18 protein-coding genes are annotated in these 19,328 nt (G+C 65.8%); 8 read left to right on the plus strand and 10 right to left on the minus strand.

Features of this window, described 5'->3' with window-relative positions; all coding sequences use genetic code 11:
• Window positions 1–66: 66 nt before the first annotated feature.
• The gene (locus NFE57_RS06715) at window positions 67–1,476 is read right to left on the minus strand and encodes a coniferyl aldehyde dehydrogenase (protein ID WP_382279982.1); all 1,410 of its coding nucleotides are present in this window, start codon (window positions 1,474–1,476) and stop codon (window positions 67–69) included.
• A gap of 265 nt (window positions 1,477–1,741) precedes the next feature.
• Between NFE57_RS06715 and NFE57_RS06720 the strand changes: the two genes are divergently transcribed.
• Complete coding sequence (locus NFE57_RS06720; RefSeq protein ID WP_252134812.1) at window positions 1,742–2,929, plus strand: acetyl-CoA C-acyltransferase; 1,188 nt, start codon at window positions 1,742–1,744, stop codon at window positions 2,927–2,929.
• Between the two features lie 87 nt (window positions 2,930–3,016).
• On the opposite strand, the gene NFE57_RS06725 is transcribed toward NFE57_RS06720, so the two are convergent.
• Complete coding sequence (locus NFE57_RS06725) at window positions 3,017–3,412, minus strand: endonuclease domain-containing protein (protein WP_286207715.1); 396 nt, start codon at window positions 3,410–3,412, stop codon at window positions 3,017–3,019.
• 63 nt (window positions 3,413–3,475) lie between these two features.
• Window positions 3,476–3,937: an SH3 domain-containing protein gene (locus NFE57_RS06730; protein ID WP_252134814.1), complete on the minus strand. Its 462-nt coding sequence runs from the start codon at window positions 3,935–3,937 to the stop codon at window positions 3,476–3,478.
• Window positions 3,938–4,068: 131 nt separating this feature from the next.
• On the opposite strand from NFE57_RS06730, the gene NFE57_RS06735 reads away from it, so the two are divergent.
• Complete coding sequence (locus NFE57_RS06735; protein ID WP_252134815.1) at window positions 4,069–5,064, plus strand: 2-hydroxyacid dehydrogenase; 996 nt, start codon at window positions 4,069–4,071, stop codon at window positions 5,062–5,064.
• A 134-nt stretch (window positions 5,065–5,198) separates the two neighbouring features.
• Here NFE57_RS06735 and NFE57_RS06740 read toward each other — a convergent pair whose 3' ends face one another.
• The 6 genes from NFE57_RS06740 to NFE57_RS06765 all read right to left on the minus strand — a co-directional run bounded on the left by NFE57_RS06740 (window position 5,199) and on the right by NFE57_RS06765 (window position 12,264).
• Window positions 5,199–6,602, minus strand: coding sequence for an NAD(P)H-dependent flavin oxidoreductase (locus NFE57_RS06740; protein ID WP_252134816.1), 1,404 nt, complete (start codon window positions 6,600–6,602; stop codon window positions 5,199–5,201).
• A 170-nt stretch (window positions 6,603–6,772) separates the two neighbouring features.
• On the minus strand, window positions 6,773–7,903 hold the full coding sequence (locus tag NFE57_RS06745) for a glycosyltransferase (RefSeq protein ID WP_252134817.1): 1,131 nt from the start codon (window positions 7,901–7,903) through the stop codon (window positions 6,773–6,775).
• A gap of 82 nt (window positions 7,904–7,985) precedes the next feature.
• Window positions 7,986–8,783 (minus strand): SDR family NAD(P)-dependent oxidoreductase, encoded by a 798-nt coding sequence (locus tag NFE57_RS06750; RefSeq protein ID WP_252134818.1) that lies wholly within the window; start codon window positions 8,781–8,783, stop codon window positions 7,986–7,988.
• Window positions 8,784–8,807: 24 nt separating this feature from the next.
• Window positions 8,808–9,863 carry a phosphotransferase family protein gene (locus tag NFE57_RS06755; RefSeq protein WP_252134819.1) on the minus strand — a complete coding sequence of 352 codons (1,056 nt, stop codon included), beginning with the start codon at window positions 9,861–9,863 and terminating at the stop codon, window positions 8,808–8,810.
• Window positions 9,864–9,872: 9 nt separating this feature from the next.
• Complete coding sequence (locus NFE57_RS06760) at window positions 9,873–10,952, minus strand: Zn-dependent alcohol dehydrogenase (RefSeq protein ID WP_252134820.1); 1,080 nt, start codon at window positions 10,950–10,952, stop codon at window positions 9,873–9,875.
• Between the two features lie 34 nt (window positions 10,953–10,986).
• Window positions 10,987–12,264: an acyl-CoA dehydrogenase family protein gene (locus tag NFE57_RS06765; RefSeq protein ID WP_252134821.1), complete on the minus strand. Its 1,278-nt coding sequence runs from the start codon at window positions 12,262–12,264 to the stop codon at window positions 10,987–10,989.
• Between the two features lie 167 nt (window positions 12,265–12,431).
• On the opposite strand from NFE57_RS06765, the gene NFE57_RS06770 reads away from it, so the two are divergent.
• The 6 genes from NFE57_RS06770 (at window position 12,432) to NFE57_RS06795 (ending at window position 17,681) form a co-directional block, all read left to right on the plus strand.
• A complete protein-coding gene (locus tag NFE57_RS06770; RefSeq protein ID WP_252134822.1) occupies window positions 12,432–13,676 on the plus strand; it encodes a TetR/AcrR family transcriptional regulator in 1,245 nt (414 codons plus the stop codon).
• 115 nt (window positions 13,677–13,791) lie between these two features.
• Window positions 13,792–14,580 (plus strand): uroporphyrinogen-III C-methyltransferase, encoded by a 789-nt coding sequence (gene cobA, locus NFE57_RS06775; RefSeq protein WP_252134823.1) that lies wholly within the window; start codon window positions 13,792–13,794, stop codon window positions 14,578–14,580.
• Window positions 14,577–14,873: a DUF2849 domain-containing protein gene (locus tag NFE57_RS06780; protein WP_252134824.1), complete on the plus strand. Its 297-nt coding sequence runs from the start codon at window positions 14,577–14,579 to the stop codon at window positions 14,871–14,873. The genes cobA and NFE57_RS06780 overlap by 4 nt, the downstream gene beginning before the upstream one ends.
• A 1-nt stretch (window position 14,874) precedes the next feature.
• Complete coding sequence (locus NFE57_RS06785; RefSeq protein ID WP_252134825.1) at window positions 14,875–16,509, plus strand: nitrite/sulfite reductase; 1,635 nt, start codon at window positions 14,875–14,877, stop codon at window positions 16,507–16,509.
• Window positions 16,502–16,927, plus strand: coding sequence for a DUF934 domain-containing protein (locus tag NFE57_RS06790; protein WP_252134826.1), 426 nt, complete (start codon window positions 16,502–16,504; stop codon window positions 16,925–16,927). The genes NFE57_RS06785 and NFE57_RS06790 overlap by 8 nt, the downstream gene beginning before the upstream one ends.
• Window positions 16,920–17,681, plus strand: coding sequence for a phosphoadenylyl-sulfate reductase (locus NFE57_RS06795; protein WP_252134827.1), 762 nt, complete (start codon window positions 16,920–16,922; stop codon window positions 17,679–17,681). The genes NFE57_RS06790 and NFE57_RS06795 overlap by 8 nt, the downstream gene beginning before the upstream one ends.
• A 49-nt stretch (window positions 17,682–17,730) precedes the next feature.
• Here NFE57_RS06795 and NFE57_RS06800 read toward each other — a convergent pair whose 3' ends face one another.
• Window positions 17,731–19,248, minus strand: coding sequence for a replicative DNA helicase (locus NFE57_RS06800; protein WP_252134828.1), 1,518 nt, complete (start codon window positions 19,246–19,248; stop codon window positions 17,731–17,733).
• Window positions 19,249–19,328 lie beyond the last annotated feature (80 nt).

Here is a 19,328-nt window from a genome sequence, read left to right on the forward strand (position 1 = left end):
CCGGGGGACGTCAGAACGCCATACGAATCTCCGTCGCCCCGAACGGCGGAAGAAGCGTTCTACCCCTCATCCTTTCATCTGCCGCCGCGCGGCCTTGATCGTCCCCGGCCCGTAAGGCGGCTTGATCCCGGCGAGTTTGGCGACATCGAGCCGCGCCTGTTCGAACACCGCCCTGGCATGGCTGAAGGTGCGGAACCCGTCGCGGCCGTGATACGCCCCCATCCCCGACGGCCCGACGCCGCCGAACGGCAGATCCTCCATCGAGACGTGGAACACCACGTCATCGAGCGTCACCCCGCCGGAAATCGTGCGATCGAGCACGCGGCGGCGCTCGGTCTCGTCGCGCCCGAAATAATAGAGCCCCAGCGGCCGTGCGCGGCGATTGACCTCGCCGATCGCGTCGTCGATCGTATCGTAGCGCCGCACCGGCAGGATGGGGCCGAAAATCTCCTCCTGCATCACGATCATGTCGTCGGTCGCGTCGCGCACGATATGAAGCGGCATCTTGCGCGCGTTGGTGCCGCCGAAATCCTCGCCTGCCGGGTTGACCGTCTCGATCGTCGCGCCCTTGGCGCGCGCGTCCTCGAGCCAAGACGACAGCCGCTCGAAATGCCGGTCGTTGACGATCGAAGTATAATCCGGATTGGCCAGCAAGCTCGGATACATCGTCGAGGCCGCGGCCTTGAGCCCCGCGACGACGCGCGGCTCCTCCTCGGTCGGGACCAGCATGTAATCGGGCGCAAGGCAGATCTGCCCGGCGTTGAGCATCTTGCCCAGCGCCACGCGCTCGGTCGCTTGTTTGAGATCGGCCGAGCGCCCCACGATCACCGGCGATTTGCCGCCGAGTTCGAGCGTCACCGGAGTCAGATTATCCGCCGCAGCGTGGAGAATGTGCCGCCCGATCCCCGTCGCGCCGGTGAACAGCAGATGATCGAACGGCAGCTCCGAAAACGCCTTGCCGACCTCGGGCCCGCCCGAGACGAACGCCAGTTCCTCGGGTGCGAAATATTGCCCGGCCAATTCTTCGAAAAGCGCGGCGACGCGCGGCGTATATTCGCTGGTCTTGACCATCGCGCGATTGCCCGCCGCGAGCACCCCGGCGAGCGGGCTCATCACCAGATTGACCGGGAAGTTCCACGGCGCGATCACCCCCACGACGCCCTTGGGCTGATAGTCGACCCACGCCCGCGCGCCCAGCAGGCCTAAGGGGAATTGCACCTTCCGTTTCTCGCGCGCCGCCCAGGCCTCGACATGCCTGATCGCGTGGTTGATCGGCGCCACCGATCCCGCGATGTCGGTCACCAGCGATTGCTCGCGGCTGCGATGACCGAAATCCTCGCTCAGCGCATCGCAGAACCGCGTCGCATGGTCCGCGATCATCGCCGCCGCGCGTTTCAGCCGATCCTTGCGCACCGCGATCCCCACCGGCAGTTCATCCATGAACGCCGTGCGTTGCCGTGTCAGCAGGTCGCGCATCCCGATCATCGCTCGCCTCTCCGTTGCTGACATCGATGTTAGCACGAGATCGACGTCCGGCCAGGCTGGATTCTCACATCAATGTCCACGCCGATGACGCGGTTTCCATTACCCCGGACTGGTTCCGGGGGCCAACGCGCCTCAAACGCTGGCGCTCGTCGAGGGCTGGATACCGGAACACGTCCGGCCTGACGAAAGAGGAACCTTTGTAAACGCCGCCGCACACCCCTAAATCGCGCGCAACAGATCATATATGGAGCCGCCGATGCCCACCGATCCGATCGTCATCCTGTCCTACGCCCGCACCCCGATGGGCAGCTTTCAGGGCAGCCTCGCCGGCGCCTCGGCGACTACGCTCGGCGCGACGGCCGTCGGCGCGGCGGTCGCGCGTGCCGGGGTCGACACGCAGGCGATCGAGCGCATCTATATGGGCTGCGTTCTTCCCGCCGGGCTCGGTCAGGCCCCCGCACGACAGGCCGCGCTCAACGCCGGGCTGCCGCAGCATGTCGAGGCGACGACGGTCAACAAGATGTGCGGATCGGGGATGCAGGCCGCGATCATGGCCGCCGACGCGCTCGCCGCCGGATCGGTCGATCTGCTGATCGCGGGCGGCATGGAGAGCATGACCAACGCGCCCTATCTCTCGATGAAGCACCGTTCGGGCGCGCGGCTCGGCCACGACGTGCTCAAGGATCACATGTTCCTCGACGGGCTCGAGGATGCCTATGAGCCCGGCCGGCTGATGGGCAGTTTCGCGGAAGAGAGCGCCGCCAACTATCAATTCACCCGCGCCGATCAGGATGCGTTCGCGATTCGAAGCCTCGAACGCGCGCAGCAGGCGCAGCAAACCGGCGCGTTCGACCGCGAGATCGTGCCCGTCGACATCGCCACCCGCAAGGGTATCGCCAGCATCACGCTCGACGAACAGCCAGCCAAGGCCGACGCCGCCAAGATCCCGACGCTCAAGCCCGCCTTCGCGAAAGACGGCACGATCACCGCCGCCAACGCCTCGTCGATCTCGGACGGTGCGGCGGCGCTGGTGATGACCCGCCAGTCGGTCGCCGATCGGCTCGGGATCAAGCCCGTCGCGCGGATCGTCAGCCACGCCGCCCACGCGCACGCCCCTGCCCGCTTCACCACCGCCCCCGTCGCGGCGATGCAGAAGGCGCTCGACAAGGCCGGCTGGTCGGTCGGCGACGTCGATCTGTTCGAGGTCAACGAGGCGTTCGCGTGCGTCGCGATGATCGCGATGCGCGATCTCGGCATCGCGCATGACGTGCTCAACATCCACGGCGGCGCGTGCGCGCTGGGTCACCCCATCGGCGCTTCGGGCGCGCGCATCCTCGCGACGCTGCTCGCCGCGCTCGAAAATACCGGCAGCAAGCGCGGCCTCGCCTCGCTCTGCATCGGCGGCGGCGAAGCGACCGCAATGGCGGTGGAATTGGTGAATTGAAGCGAATGCCGACGGTTTCGAACCGCTTTATCCTCCCCCGCCAGGGGGAGGTGGCAGCCAAAGGCTGACGGAGGGGGAGGATAGCGGCTAACCCTGCGGCTGCTCTCGTCGATCGAGGGCGATCGCGACGATCTGACGGACCACATCGTCGAGGTGCGACAACACGTCGCGCGCCGGATAGCGCAACACAGCCACGCCTTTCACTGCGAGCCAGGCATCGCGCCGCGCATCCCGTGCCGGCTGATCGCCGCGCGAATGAGCTTCGCCGTCGACCTCGATCGCCAATCGCGCAGGAGCGCAGTAGAAATCGAGCACGTAATCACCGGCCGGATATTGCTTACGGAAACGCAGGCCAGCGTCATTTTGCCGCAGCGCCAGCCAGAGGGCGATCTCCGGCGGCGTCATTTCGCGGCGCAGGCGCTTGGCGTTGCGTCGATTGAACGCCGCCCCTCCAGCCGCACCGCCGTCCTCCCCCTCCGTCAGCCCTCGCTCATGCGATGACTGCCACCTCCCCCTGGCGGGGGAGGATCAGGCTCACACCATCCCTCAATCCACCGCTTCGCTCTGATCAACGCCCCACAAATGCGCCTTCTCGACGAAACCGCCACGGCGGCCGACAGCGAACCAGCACCAGCTTTCGCTACATTTGCTGATCCGGCCGACCACGCCGGGCTCGGCGCGCCAATTGACCGCCGCGCCGGCATTGGGCGCTGCGCGCAGTTCAACGATTGTATCGCGGACAATCGCGGTACGCTGCGATGACAGCAAACTGACAAGCATCCACCCTTGCGTGCCGTCGGGGTCCTCGACCTTGCGCCAGTCGCGATAGATCGCAACCACCTTGATCGGCAGATCGGCGCGCACATAGAGCCATGTCGCCGGATAGGTGCGCGCGGGCCCGGTGCGCATCCGCGCCTTGCTCGCCGCGATCGACGCATAATACGGCGTCTCCCGCTTCTGCGCCCTCACATCCTCGGTCGCGACCACGGCAAGGCCCAGCGCCGTCACGAAAAAAACGCACCAGGCCCACAATCGCATTCGTCGTCCCCTGAACCGCATACCGCGGCAACCCTAGGCCGAAGCCTCGTGCGCCTTCAACCACCGTTGACGCAAGCGCTCACGCGCGCCAAGCCGATGCCATGCCCGAAACGAGACAAGCCCGCCCCAAGGTAGTGGTGACCCGCGAACTCACCGATGCGGTGATGGAACGGATGGAGGCGCTGTTCGACACCACCAACAACCGCACCGACACGCCCATGACGCGCGGTCAGCTCGCCGAGGCGATGGCGACGTGCGACGTGCTCGTCCCCACTGTCACCGACGTGATCGACGCAGGGCTGATCGAAGGCGCGGGCGAACGCCTGCGGCTGATCGCCAATTACGGCGCGGGGGTCGATCATATCGCGCTGCAGGCCGCGCGCGCGCGCGACATCATCGTCACCAACACCCCCGGCGTGCTCACCGAGGACACCGCCGATATGACACTGGCGCTGATCCTCGCGGTGCCGCGCCGGCTGGTCGATGGCGAGAAGCTGATCCGCTCAGGCGACTGGAAGGGCTGGAGCCCCGGCGGGATGCTCGGGCGGCGGATCGGCGGCAAGAAACTGGCAATCGTCGGCATGGGCCGGATCGGCCAGGCGGTCGCCGCGCGCGCACGCGCTTTCGGCCTGTCGGTCCATTACCATAACCGCCACCGGTTGCCGCAGGTGCTCGAAGCGCAATTGGGCGCGATCTGGCACGCCGATCTCGATGACATGCTGCGCATCGCCGACATCGTCTCGATCAACGCCCCGCATACCGAGCAGACCGAGCATCTGATCGACGCGCGGCGGATCGCGCTGCTCGGCGAGCATGTGTATATCATCAATACGGCGCGCGGTGAGATTATCGATCAGACCGCCTTGATCGCGGCGCTCGAACAAGGGCGACTCGCCGGCGCCGGGCTCGACGTCTACGAGCACGAACCCGCGCTCGATCCACGCCTAGTGGCGCTCCCCAACGTGACGCTGCTCCCGCATATGGGCTCAGCCACGATCGAGGGCCGCGCGGCGATGGGCGACAAGGTCATCGCCAACATCCGCGTCTGGGTCGATGGCCACCGCCCCCCCGATCAGGTGCTCGAAGGCTGGATCTAGCGTGATTTCGAGCCGGATGGAATCATCCGGCGGCTCGGAAATAACAGCAAACAAAAGATAATCCAGGGACGGTCCGGTTCAATGAGAACCGGATCGACTCTGAGGGGCTCCCGGCGAAGCCCCCGCCCCCATCATCAATCCCCGGTCAGGATTCGATCGACGAGTTGCTTCACCGTCGGCACGAACCCGTTCGAATAGAAGGGATCGCGCCTGAAGTTCGATGCCGAATGGCCGGCGAACATCAGATTGTTTTCAACCGGGCCGCCGTGCGCGATATCCTGCAGGGTCTTCTGGATGCAGAAGCTGCGCGGATCGGCCAGCCGGCCGGTCGAATTGGTGTCGGTATCGGCCCAGGACGAGAACAGGCACTGGCTGAGGCAGCCCATGCAATCGGCCTGATCCTTGCGGATGTCTTTCTTCTCGGCATCGGTGACGAAGACGAGCGTGTTGTCGGGGGTCTTGAGCGCCTCGGTGAAGCCCTCGCCGAACCACGTCCGCGCGCGCAGCAGGTCGTTGCGCGTCACCCAGAAATTCTTGCCCTTCACGCCGACATCGAGCTGGAAGGTGTGGTCGCCCGCTTCCTGCGTCGAGAACGGGATCTGCCGTTCCGAGCGCGCCTCGAGATTGCGGAGGAACGGATTGCGCACCGCGCTCGAATAGAAACCGGTCGGCGAAAACTGGTGCAGCAGCACCTCGTCGGGCTCGATCTCGAGCAGCTTGTCTTTCCACCCTTGCGGGATCGGACTTTCCTTGGTCAGCAGCGGGCGGGTGCCAAACTGGAAGGCGATCGTGCCCAATTCGGGGTTGTCGATCCAGTTTTCCCACTCGCGCAGATACCAGACGCCGCCCGCCATCACGATCGGCACATCGTCCGAAATCCCGCCTTCGCGCATCGTCTCGCGCAGCGCCTTGACGCGCGGATACGGGTCTTCGGGCTTCAGCGGGTCTTCGGCGTTGGACAGGCCGTTATGCCCCCCCGCGAGCCACGGATCTTCATAGACCACCGCCGCCAGCCACTCGGACGCCTTCGAATAGGCACGCTTCCACAGCGCGCGAAAGGCGCGCGCCGAACTGACGATCGGGAGATAATTGACGTTGTACGACGCCGCGATCTCGGACAGCTTGTACGGCATCCCCGCGCCGCAGGTTACCCCCGCGACCAGCCCGCGCGTCCGTTCAAGCACGCCGTGGAGCACGCGCTGCGCACCCCCCATTTCCCACAGCACGTTGATGTTGATCGCACCCCGGTTTCCCGCAATCTCGTGGGCACGCTGCACCTGCTGCACCGCGCCTTCGATCGCGTATTCAACCAACTCCTCGTGCCGCTGGCGCCGGGTCAATGCCTTGTAGACCTGCGGGATGATCTTGCCGTCGGGATCATAGCTGTCGGCGTTGACCGCCGAGATCGTCCCGATCCCGCCCGCCGCCGCCCAAGCGCCGGTACTGGCATGGTTCGTCGCAGAAACGCCCTTCCCCCCCTCGATCAGCGGCCAGACTTCGCGGCCGTTGTAGACGATGGGCTTCACGCCTTTGAACACGCATACCTCCAATTGAATCGACGCCGCTTATAACGGCGCGCCGCCGCGACGCGAACACTTTCGCCGCCTGACGCAAGCTAGGTTGGACCCGACTCGGGAAGCTTGCTCTAATCCCTTGTTATCGCATCGCTGTTTGCGAAAAATCGCGTCCCATTTTTTCGGACGATGCGCTAGCCGAAAATACCGGGCCGCCCGATCGAGTCGGCATAGAGCGCGGCATAACGCGCGATCATCACATTCTCGTCGAACATCGCCTGCGCTTTCGCCCGATTGTGAGCGCCCACCGCCACGCGCGTCGCCTTGTCGCCGGCCAGCATGGTGATCATGTCGCGCAGTTCCACCGCATCGACATGCGGCGCAATATACGGCCAATTGGCTTCGGATACCATCTGGCCGACATCGCCGACCGAGGGCGACGCGATCGGCAGCCCCGCCGCCATCGCCTCGATCACCGAGATCGGGAATTGCTCGCTTTTCGAAGACAGCGCGAAAATATCGAACAGCCCGACGAAACGATGCGGCTCGCGCAGAAAGCCCGGCAGATGCAGGCGGTCACCGAGCCCGACCAGCGCGGCCGCGTTTTCGATCGCCGCGCGTTCGGGGCCTTCGCCAACGATCACGATCCTGAGCTTGCCCGGCACGCCCGCGCACGCGCGCAGCAGCATCGGCAGATCCTTCACCGCCCGCAGCCCGGCCAGCGATCCCACCACCAACTCGCCCGGCTTGCGGCGAAAGCCGGGGATCGCCCTGGGATCGGGCCTGGCCGCATAGAGCCCGGTCGGGATGCCGTTGGGGATGCGGTGCAGCCTGGCGGCGGGCTGCTTCCAATATTGGGTCGCGATCTTTTCGAGCAGAACCGAGGGCACCACCAGCGCCGCCGCCGCGCCCAGCGCGATCCGGCGATACATGTTGCGTTCGATCTTGAGATGATCCGCCTCGTCGGCGTTGAAACCGTCCTCGTGGTGGATCAGCGGCGGCGCGCCCTTGGAAAAGGCGCGGCGCGCCATCACCCCGTCGACAGCGCCCCAATTATAGGTCAGCACCAGATCGAACCGCCGCATGTAGCGCGCCAGCGCCTCGAACCGCGCGACCGATGGCCGGCCGGTCAACGCCGGCGGGTCCTGCGCGATCTCGTATTTGATGCCCGGCGCGATCGCGTCGCGTGCCGATAGCGCGTCGGGCACCCCCGACACGATCGTATGCCGCGCCGCATCGCCGAACGCGTTCATCAGCCGCACCGCGCGCGCTTCCTTGCCGCCGAGATCGAAGGCGGAGTGGAGGTGGAGGATATTGACCGGCATGTGGGTGGCGCGCTTAGCCCGATTCGGCGGCGGCGTCATCCCGTTCGACCTCCGCCTGCAGCCATCGTGCCCGATCGCATGGTCACACGGCGGTCTTGCCGAATTCCTGTCGCGTCACCGGATGGCTCGACGACAGCCCGCCATCGACGACGATCGCCTGCCCGTTGATGTAGCTCGCCTCGTCCGAGGCAAGGAACAGCGCGACCCGGCCGATCTCCTCGGGCTCGCCGCCGCGCCGCAGCGGATTGAGGCGGCCGATCCGGTCCTCCTTGCCCTGCTCGCGGGCATAGTCGTAGGCGCGCTTCGTCATCCCGGTCTCGATCAAGCCGGGGCAGATCGCGTTGACGCGGACATTGGAGCCCGACAATTGCTGCGCGGCAAGCTGGACGAGGCTGATGACGCCCGCCTTCGAGGCCGAATAGGCCGGGCCGCCCGCGCCCGATCGCAAGCCCGCGACGCTCGCCGTGCACACGATCGCTCCCTTGCCGCGCTCGACGATCCGGGGCGCGGCGTGCTTGATTGCGAGGAACGGGCCGATGAGATTGACTCGTAATACCTCCGCCCACGTCTCAGGCGTATCCTCGAACAGGCCGGGAATACCGCCGGCGATCCCGGCATTGGCATAAACCACGTCGAGCCCGCCGAACCGCTCACAGGCCAGCGCGACGGCGCGCGCCACATCATCCTCGTTGCCCGCATCGATCCGGATCGCCTGCGCGGTGCCGCCATCCTGCACGATCATCGCCGCGGTCTCATCGGCACCCTCGGTCCGATCGGCGACGATCACCTGCCCGCCCTCGCCCGCGAACAGGCGCGCGGTCGCTCGCCCGATCCCGGAACCTGCCCCCGTGACGATGATCGACTTGCCCTCGAAACGCATGGTCACCTCCGTTCGCACGGGCCGTTATTCCGCCCCCGCCCTGACCGCGAAATCCCAGCTCGCCTTCGCCAGCCGATAGACCTGCGCTGCCGATTTTTCGGCCTGCGCGCTCGAGGCGGTGCCGTCGACGATCCGCTTCTTGATCCCCTGGACGATGCCCGTCAGGCGGAACAGATTGTAGCTGAAATACCAATCCAGACCGGGCATTCCGTCGCGTCCCGTTGCCGCGCAATAGCGCTCGGTCATGGCCTCGATCGTCGGGATGCCGGTCTCGGGCCCGGTCCGCCCCATGACCCCCGATCGCCCCTCGGGCGCGGTCACCCAGCTCATCAGAAAATACGAAAAATCGGCGAGCGGATCGCCCAGCGTCGACAATTCCCAGTCGAGCACCGCAATGACGTCGGGCGCCTCCTTCGCGAAGATCATATTGTCGATGCGGTAATCGCCGTGGACGATTCCGGTCCGCGTCTGCGGCGGGATCGTCGCGGCGAGAAAGTCGATCAGCCGCTCGACCTCGGGCATGTGTTCGGTTTCGCTCATGCGATATTGCTTGGTCCAGCGCGCGACCTGGCGTTCGAAATAATTGCCCGGCTTGCCGTAATCGCCCAGCCCCACGCGCACGTAATCGGTGCCGTGCAGCGCCGCCAGCGTATCGCCCATCGCATGGTAGAGCGCGGTGCGCTCGGCAGGCCCATAATCGGGCAGCGTCCCGTCCCACAGATTACGCCCGTCGGCATAGCCCATCACATAGAATATCGCCCCGATCACGCTCTCGTCGGTGCACAGCCCATAAGGCCGCGCGACCGGAAAACCGGTCGGGTGCAGCCCGGCGATCAGTCGATATTCGCGATCGACCGCGTGCGCGGAAGGCAGCAACGGCCCGAACGGCTTGCGCCGCAGCACATAGCTGCCCGAGCGGCTGTCGATGCGATAGGTCGGGTTCGATTGCCCCCCGGCGAATTTGGCGTAGGTGAGCGGCCCGCGGAACCCCGCGACATTGGCTTCCATCCACGCGGTCAGCCTCGCCTCGTCGAGCCGATCCTTCTCACCGACCGCGACAATGTTGATCTCGCCGGTCATAACGCCCCCTCAGAATACCACCACCGATCGGGTCGCGTCGCCCTTGCGGAGTTCGTCGAACGCGTGGTTGATCCGGTCGAGCGGCAGCCGCTCGGCGATGATCGTGTCGAGATCGAGCGCCCCACGCAGATAAAAATCGACCAGCCGCGGAATCTCGACCGGAAAGCGGTTTGCCCCCATCAGCGCGCCTTGCAACCTTTTGCCCGACAGCAGGTCGAGCGCGGACAGGCCCACCGTCTCGGCCAGCGGCATCATCCCGAGGATCGTCGCGGTGCCGCCGCGGCGCAGCACCTTGACCGCGGTCGCCGCCGATTGCGGCCGCCCGACCGCCTCGATCGCGTGGTCGACGCCGCCGCGCGTGATCTCGATCACCTCGTCGGCCGCGTTTTCCGACAGCGCATCGACAACGTGCGTCGCGCCCAGTTTCGTCGCGAGCGCACGCTTGTCGGCGACCGGATCGACCGCAATGATCTTGCCCGCGCCGGCAATCTTCGCCGCGTTGATCGCCGCCAGCCCGACGCCGCCGCAGCCGACGACGCACACGCTCTCGCCCGGCGTCACGTCGGTGGCATTGAACACCGCCCCCGCGCCCGTCGTCACCGCGCAGCCCAGAATCGCTGCGCGATCGAGCGGCATGTCGCGATCGATCGCCACGCAGGCATGTTCGTGGATCAGCATCTGTTCGGCATAAGCCGACAGGTTGAGCATCTGGTGGATAATCTGGTCGCCCATGCTCAGCCGCGGCGGCAGGCCCTTGGCACGCTTGGTGTCGGGCGCGACGCACAGCGACATCCGGCCGGTGACGCAGAATTCGCAATGTCCGCAATAGGCCGACAGACAGGAAACGACGTGATCGCCGGGCTTCACCGTGCGCACCTCGTCGCCCACCGCTTCGACCACGCCCGCCGCCTCGTGCCCCGGGATCGTCGGCATCGGATGCGGATAGGCGCCATCGACGAAATGCAGATCGGATCGGCACACGCCGACCGCGGCGGTGCGGATCAGCACCTCGTGCGGGCCGGGTTTGGCGATCGCCACCTCCTCGATTCGGAGTGGTTGACCGGCTTCAAAAAGAACCGCTGCTTTCAAGAGCCTACCTCCAACGTCCGTAACCGATTGCCGACTAGCGCCGCACCATTTCCTTCGCTGCCACCGCATCGGGCAGATCGGCATATTTCCCGAATTCGTGCCGTGCGATCGCGCGATTGTGAACCTCGTCGGGGCCGTCGGCGAAACGCAGCGTCCGCATCGCAGCCCAGGCGTGCGCAAGCCCGAAATCCTGGCTCACCCCGCCGCCGCCATGCGCCTGGATCGCATCGTCGAGGATCTGGAGCGCCATCGTCGGCGCCGCCACCTTGACCATCGCGATTTCCTGCTGCGCCGCCTTGTTGCCCGCCTTGTCCATCATGTCGGCGGCCTTGAGGCACAACAGCCGCGTCATCTCGATATCGATCCGCGCCTTGGCGATCCGCTGTTCCCACACCGAATGATCGGCGATGCGCTTGCCGAACGCGACGCGGGTCAGCAGCCGTTTGGCCATCGCCTCGATCGCGGCTTCCGCCACCCCGATCGTGCGCATGCAATGGTGGATGCGCCCCGGCCCGAGGCGCCCCTGCGCGATCTCGAAGCCGCGCCCCTCGCCGAGCAGCATATTCTCGACCGGCACACGGACGTTTTCGAGCAGCACTTCGCCATGGCCGTGCGGGGCGTGGTCATAACCATAGACCGACAGCATCCGCTCGATCGTGACCCCGGGCGTCTCCATCTCGAGGATCAGCATCGATTGCTGGGTGTGGCGACTGGCTTGCGTGTCGGTCTTGCCCATCAGGATCGCGACCTTGCAGCGGGGATCGCCGACTCCGCTCGACCACCATTTGCGGCCGTTGACGATATAATGGTCGCCGTCACGCACCATGCTGGTCTGGATATTGGTGGCGTCGGACGAGGCGACCGCGGGCTCGGTCATCAGGAAGGCGGAGCGGATCTCGCCGTTCATCAGCGGGCGGAGCCAGCGTTCCTTCTGCGCGCGCGTGCCGTAGCGGTGGAACACTTCCATATTGCCCGTATCGGGCGCCGAGCAGTTGAAACACTCGCTCGCCCAGCCGATCCTGCCCATTTCCTCGGCACATAACGCATATTCGAGATTGGTGAGCTGTTCGCCCTCGAACACGAACGAATCGTCGACATGGACGCGGCCCGATTGCGGCGGCATGAAGAAATTCCATAGCCCCGCGGCTTTCGCCTTCGCCTTGACCTCTTCGATGACGCCAAGCACTTTCCAGCGCTCGCCATCATCCGCCTCGGCATCGTGTTCGGCCTGCCGCGGACGGATCTCGCGATCGATGAAATCGCGCACGCGATCGCGCCAGTGCGTCTCGCGGTCCGAAAGCGTGAAATCCATACCGCCATCCCTTCCCGTGTCGCTTCGGCTTCAGCCTAGTCCATACCCGATATTCGGTAAAGCGCTCTCACCGCCCTTCAGCGTCGCCTCTGACCTTCAAGCGCCACGATCTCGCCTCGGCGCAAAAAGCTACTGTTCCTTCGAAACGAAGCTGGTAATCTAGCAACATGCACGGGGCGCAACCGGTATCACAGAGCGACGATGGCGGCACGAAGCGATTTCGTGCCAAGCGCGATGCGATTCTCGCCGCCGCCGCCGAGACGATCAACGCCCAGAGCGCGAAGGGGATGACCTTCGCCGATGTCGCGCGGCGGGTCGGGCTCAACACCACCAGCGTCACTTACTATTTCAAACGCAAGGACGATCTCGCCGCGGCCTGTTTCGAGCATACGCTCGACACGCTGATGGCGATGCTCGACGAGGCGCACAAAGAGCCGACCCCCGAGGCCCGCGTCTCACGCTATCTCGCGATCAACATGGCGCGCCTCGGCCGGATCGAGCGCGGCGAGGAGACCGCGTTCGCGGTGCTGTCCGATCTGCGGGCGATGGAGGAACCGTATCGCGAACCGCTGCTCGCGGGCTGGCGCGAGGTGTTCCGCAAGACGCGCGCGCTATGGGGCAACGTCACCGACAAGGCGCGGCACGATTTGTTCGGCGCGCGCGCGCACGTGTTGCTCGAGAACACCTTCTGGCTTCCGGTCTGGCTCGATCGCTACGATCCCGATCAATATGATCGCGTCGAGCAGCGGCTGATGGAGGTGTTCGCGCACGGGATCGCCGCGTCGGACGAGCAATGGGCCCCCGATCTGATCGACCTCGAACACGATCAGGCCGAGCCGGGGCGCGAGCAATTCCTGCGTGCCGCCACGCGCCTCATCAACGAACTCGGCTATCGCGGCGCCTCGGTGCAGCGGATCGCGAGCGAATTGAACGTCACCAAGGGTAGTTTCTACCATCATCTCGATGCCAAAGATGATCTCGTCATCGCCTGCTACAAGCGCAGCTTCGATACGATCGCCACAACGCAGCGGCTCGCCGATCAGCGCGGCGGTGCGCAGTGGCATCGGTTGTCGAGCATCATCGCGACGCTGCTCGACGTCCAATTTTCGGAACGCGGGCCGTTGCTGCGCACCACGGCGCTGCACGGCCTTCCGCCGGGGGTGCGACAGGCGATGGTCGATCGCTCGAACCGGATCGCGCGCCGCTATGCCGGCACCATCGCCGATGGCATCGCCGGCGGATCGGTGCGCGCGATCGATCCGCTGATCGCGGCGCAGACGCTGATGGCGCTGCAAAATGCCGCGTTCGACATGCGCAAATGGGCCTCGACGATGCCCCGCGATCGCGCGGTCGCGCTCTACGCGTCGACGCTCGCCTTCGGGCTGTTCGACGATCGGGTGCTGACGGCCTGAGGGGCCGCTTCACCACATTGTCAACCCAGGCCGCCACGCCCGCGAAAGCTCCGCTACCCCTGCCCCAAGCAAGCATGAATTGTGGTCCGGTGCCGCGCACGCCAGATGCTGCACCATGGTTAGTCTCCTCGATCCCGGCGCGCGTGGGCGCGTCATCCTGGTCGGTGCCGGTCCGGGTGATCCCGGCCTGCTCACCGTGCGTGCGGTCGATGCGCTGCAATCAGCCGATGTCGTCGTCCATGACGGACTGATCGACCCGCGCGTCCTCGATCTCGCCCCGGCGTCGGCGCAGCGGATTTCGGTCGCCAAGAAACGCGCGCGCCACACGCTGTCGCAGGACGCGATCAATGCGCTGATCGTCGCGCATGTCCGCGTGGGGTCGATCGTGGTGCGCCTGAAGGGCGGTGATCCGTTCGTCTTCGGCCGCGGCGGCGAGGAAGTCGAAGCGGTCCGCGCGGCGGGGCTTCGCGTCGAGGTGATCCCCGGCGTGTCGGCAGCGCTCGGCTGCGCCGCCGAAGCGATGCTGCCGCTCACGCATCGCGATTACAGCTCGGCGGTCAGCTTCGTCGCGGGCCAGTGCAAGGGGCTCACCGACCAGAATTGGTCGGGGCTCGCCGGGCAAGGCCGCACGTTGGTGATCTACATGGGCGTCGCCACCGCGGGCGACATCGCCGACAAATTGATGGCGGACGGCGTTGCCCCCGACATGCCGGTCGCGGTGCTCGAAAAGGGCACGCTTGACGGCGCCCGCGCGCTCAAGACCTTGCTTGCCGATCTGGGCGCGATGGTGACCCGCGAGCAGGTTGAGAGCCCGGCGATCATTGTCGTCGGCGAGGTCGTCGAGCTTTCCGACGCGCAGGACAAACTCGCCCGCTGGGCACGTATCGCGGAGACTGTAGCGTGAAGCTCCTTACCGGCAACGATCTGCGCACCGGCGCGGTCACCTGGTGGACCGGCAGTGACTGGTCGATCCATATCGAGGATGCCGTCGATGTCGGCGAAGAAGGCGATGCGATCGCCGCCGCCGAGGAAGGCGCGCGCCGCGTCAACGGCCCCGTCGTCATCGATGCCGAGGCGACCCCGCAAGGGCCCCGCCCCGCGCACATCAAGCATCGCATTCGGGCGCTGGGGCCCACCGTGCGCCCCGATCTCACGCTCAAGCCCGCTGACCCGCAGGCCGGCAACTGGGTGATCTGACATGTATCGTTACGACCAATATGACCAGCAAATCGTCGACGCCCGCGTCGAGGAATTTCGCGATCAGGTGCAGCGCCGCATCGCCGGCCACATGACCGAGGACCAGTTCAAGCCGCTCCGGCTCAAGAACGGGCTCTACCTCCAGCTCCACGCCTATATGCTCAGGATCGCGATTCCGTACGGCACGCTCAACCCCGATCAGGTGCGGATGCTCGGCCATGTCGCACGCACCTACGATCGCGGCTACGGGCATTTCACCACGCGCCAGAACATCCAGTTCCACTGGATCAAGCTCGAACAGACGCCCGATATTCTGGCCGAGTTCGCCAAGGTCCAGCTCCATGCGATCCAGACCTCGGGCGAGAGCATCCGTAACATCTCGGCGGATCATTATGCGGGGGCGGCGGCCGACGAGATCGCCGATCCGCGCCCCTGGGCGGAGTTGCTGCGTCAGGTGACGACCTTCCATCCCGAGTTCAGCTACCTGCCGCGCAAGTTCAAATTCGCCTTCACCGCCGCGCCCGGCGATCGTGCCGCGATCCGCTGGCACGACGTAGGGCTGCGCCTGGTGCGCAACGAGGCGGGCGAAGAGGGTTTCGAAATCTATGCCGGCGGCGGCATGGGGCGCACCCCGTTCATCGCCGAGTTGATCCGCGCCTTCTGCCCGGCCGATCGACTGTTCAGCTATTGCCAGGCGATCCTGCGGGTGTGGAACCGTCACGCGCGGCGTGACAATATCCACAAGCAGCGGATGAAGATCCTCGTCCACGAACTTGGCGTCGAGGAATTCACACGTCAGGTCGAGGAAGAATATGCGCATATCGCGACGCTCGGCACCGATCCGCCGCGCGCCGAATTCGATCGCATCGCCGCCTATTTCGCGCCGCCCGCGTTCGAAACCGGGCTGTCCGAGGAGATCGATCGCACAGACCCCGATTTCGCTTTGTGGGTCGATCGCCAGCTCGCCGAGCACAAGGCGCCGGGTTATGCGATCGTCAATATCAGCCTGAAGGCGATCGCGGGCATCGGCGGCGACATCACCGCCGACCAGCTCGACGTGGTGGCCGATCTCGCCGAGCGCTACAGCCTGGGCGAGGTGCGCGTCGCGCACACCCAGAACATCGTTCTGCCGCACGTTCGCAAGGCCGATCTGCCCGCGGTCTGGCAGGCGCTCGACGCCGCCGGGCTGGGCGACGTCAACCTCGATCTGGTCACCGACATCATCTCGTGCCCAGGGCTCGATTATTGCAGCCTCGCCAATGCGCGCTCGACGCCGGTCGCGCAGAAGATCGCCCAGCGTTTCGCCGACATCGAACGCCAGCAGGATCTGGGTGAGCTCAAGATCAAGATTTCGGGCTGCATCAACGCCTGCGGACACCACCACGCCGGGCATATCGGCATCCTCGGGGTCGATCGGAAGGGCACCGAAAACTACCAGCTTCTGCTCGGCGGTTCGGGGGCCGAAGATACCACGCTCGCCAAGATCACCGGCCCTGGCTTCGACGAGGACGGCGTGGTCGATGCGGTCGAAAAGGCGATCGAAACCTACCGCAGCCTGCGCACCGACGGCGAGCGCTTTCTCGATACCTACCGCCGCGTCGGCATGGAGCCGTTCAAGGAGGCCATTTATGGATGATATTCTGCGCTTCCGCGACGATCAGCCCGCCGAAGAGCCGGCGGTATCGCTCGACGCGTTCCTCGATCAGGACGGCGCCGTCTCGGTGCGGATCGAGGCCGGCGACGACGTTCGCCTGCTGCTCCCCGTGCTCGATCGCGTGCGGCTGGTCGAAGTCGATTTCCCGCGCTTCCGCGACGGCCGCGGCTATTCGTCGGCGCGCATCCTGCGCGAATCAGGTTATACCGGCGAGATCAGGGCGACCGGCGACGTGCTGGTCGACGAACTGCTGTTCATGCGCCGCTGCGGCTTCGATGCCTTTGCCCCCGATGCCCCGCTCGATCCCGAAACGGTCGAGCGGCTGCTGACGATCTACCCTTATGTTTATCAGCATGCCGCCGACGACGCGGTGCCGGTGTGGAAATTGCGGCATGGCTAGCCGCGCGCTGGACATCATCGATACCGGCCCGCGCTTCACCCAGGCCGAGGCGATCCGGCTCAACAATCTGTTCCGCGGTCATGACGCGGGCGAGATGCTGGCGGCCGTGATCGCCGACGATCTGATCGGCAACGCCGCGATCATTTCGTCGTTCGGCGCCGAATCGGCGGTGCTGCTGCATCTGGTGACCCGGATTGCACCCGATCTGCCGGTGCTGTTTCTCGATACCGGCAAGCATTTCGACGAAACGCTCGCCTATCGCGATCTGCTCGCCGGGCAATTGGGGCTCAATCTCGTCAACCTCACCCCCGATCCGGCCGATCTCGCCACGCGCGACGAAACCGGGCTGCGCTGGTCGTACGATCCCGACGGCTGCTGCGAGATTCGCAAGGTTCGGCCGCTGGCGCGCGCGCTTGCCGGGTTCGACGCGACCTTCACCGGCCGCAAGGGCTTCCAGTCGACGACCCGTGCCGGCCTCCCCCGGTTCGAGATCGACACCACCGACACCGCCGGGCGGCTCAAGATCAACCCGCTCGCAAGCTGGTCGCGGCAAGACATCGCCGCCTATTTCGAAACGCACGCGCTGCCCCCGCATCCGCTGGTCGCCGACGGCTATCCCTCGATCGGTTGCGCGCCGTGCACGAGCAAGGTCCAGCCCGGCGAAGACCCCCGCGCGGGCCGCTGGCGTGGCTGGGAAAAGGTCGAATGCGGCATCCACGTTCCCGACAAGCCGGGTGAGGAACCCTTCCTCTAGGCGGAAGCCCGGACCGGCACAACGCGCAGCGGCGTACCCGGTAGGTTACTCAAAAGCTCGGCGCGTTCCGGTAATCGTCGCTCGCCAGATCGCTGAAGCGCGTTACCTCGGGCTCGAACCGCAGCCGTACCCGTCCGGTGGCGCCGTGGCGCTGCTTGGCGACGATCAGCTCGGCGATGCCGTCGATCTCGCGCATCTGGTTGGCCCAGGCGGCGTGATCCTCGAAGACCTTGGCCGAATCGCCCTCCATCGGGATTTTGGGCTCCTTGGCGGCAACGTAATAATCCTCGCGGAACACGAACAGCACCATGTCGGCATCCTGCTCGATCGATCCCGATTCGCGCAGATCCGAAAGCTGCGGCCGCTTGTCTTCGCGCTGCTCGACCGCACGGCTGAGCTGCGACAGCGCGAGTACGGGCACGTTGAGATCCTTGGCGAGCGTCTTGAGCCCACGGCTGATCTCGGAGATTTCCTGCACGCGATTGTCGTTGCTGCTGCGTCCCGACCCCGAAAGAAGCTGGAGATAATCGACCACCACCAGCCCGATTTCGTGGTTGTTGCGCCGTTGCAGCCGCCGCATCCGCGTGTGGAGCGCGCCGATCGACAGGCCGGCGGTATCGTCGATGAACAGCGGTAGATTTTCGAGCTGTGCGGCCGCGGCGGCGAGCTGGCCGAATTCGGTCCGGCTGATCTTGCCCATGCGCAACGCTTCGGAACTGATCCGCGACTGTTCGGCCAGAATACGCGTGGCCAACTGATCCGCCGACATTTCGAGGCTGAAGAACGCGACCTTGGCGCCCACCGACTTCTCCGGGGCGATGCCGTCCTCCATGTCGCGCATCCAGCGCCGCGCCGCGTTGAAGGCGATGTTCGTGGCGAGCGAGGTCTTGCCCATGCCGGGGCGCCCGGCGAGGATCAGCAGGTCGGAACGATGCAGCCCACCGATCTTGGTGTTCACCGAATCGAGCCCGGTGGTGATCCCCGACACATTGCCGCCCGAATCGAGCGCGCGTTCGGCCATCTTGACCGCCAGCGTCGTCGCCTGCGCAAAAGTCTTGGCCGCGTTGGCGCCGCCGCCGTCGGCGGCGACCTTGAACAATTCTTCCTCGGCGAGTTCGATCTGCGCGCGCGGATTGACCTCCTCCGAGGTGTCGAGCGCACGATCGACCAGCGTCCGCCCCACCGAGACCAGCGCCCGCAGCATCGCGAGATCGTAGATCTGCTGCGCGAATTGCTTGGCGCCGATCAGTCCCGCCCCCGATCCGGTGAGCTGCGCAAGATATGCCGGGCCGCCCAGTTCGCGCATCCCCTCATCGGCCTCGAACAGCGGCCGCAGCGTTACCGGCGTCGCGAGCATGTCGCTGGCGCGCAGCGTGCGGATCGCGGTGAAGATACGACCGTGGACGGGCTCGTAGAAATGCTCCTCCTCGAGTCGGTCGACCACGTCGTCGGCAACGCGATTGTCGATCATCATCGCGCCGAGCAGCGCCGCTTCGGCCTCGACATTTTGCGGCAGCGCGGGGCCGTCGGCGGCGGGCGCCGGGGGGGCGAGAGCAATGGTGGCCATGGCAACCGCTCTAACCCGATTGGCGAGGCTCTCAAAGCCAAGATGCGTTCTCCCTGCTGTGGATAACGTGGAACCGATTG

The sequence above is a fragment of the Hephaestia sp. MAHUQ-44 genome (genome assembly GCF_023806085.1).
Lineage (GTDB): Bacteria > Pseudomonadota > Alphaproteobacteria > Sphingomonadales > Sphingomonadaceae > Sphingomonas.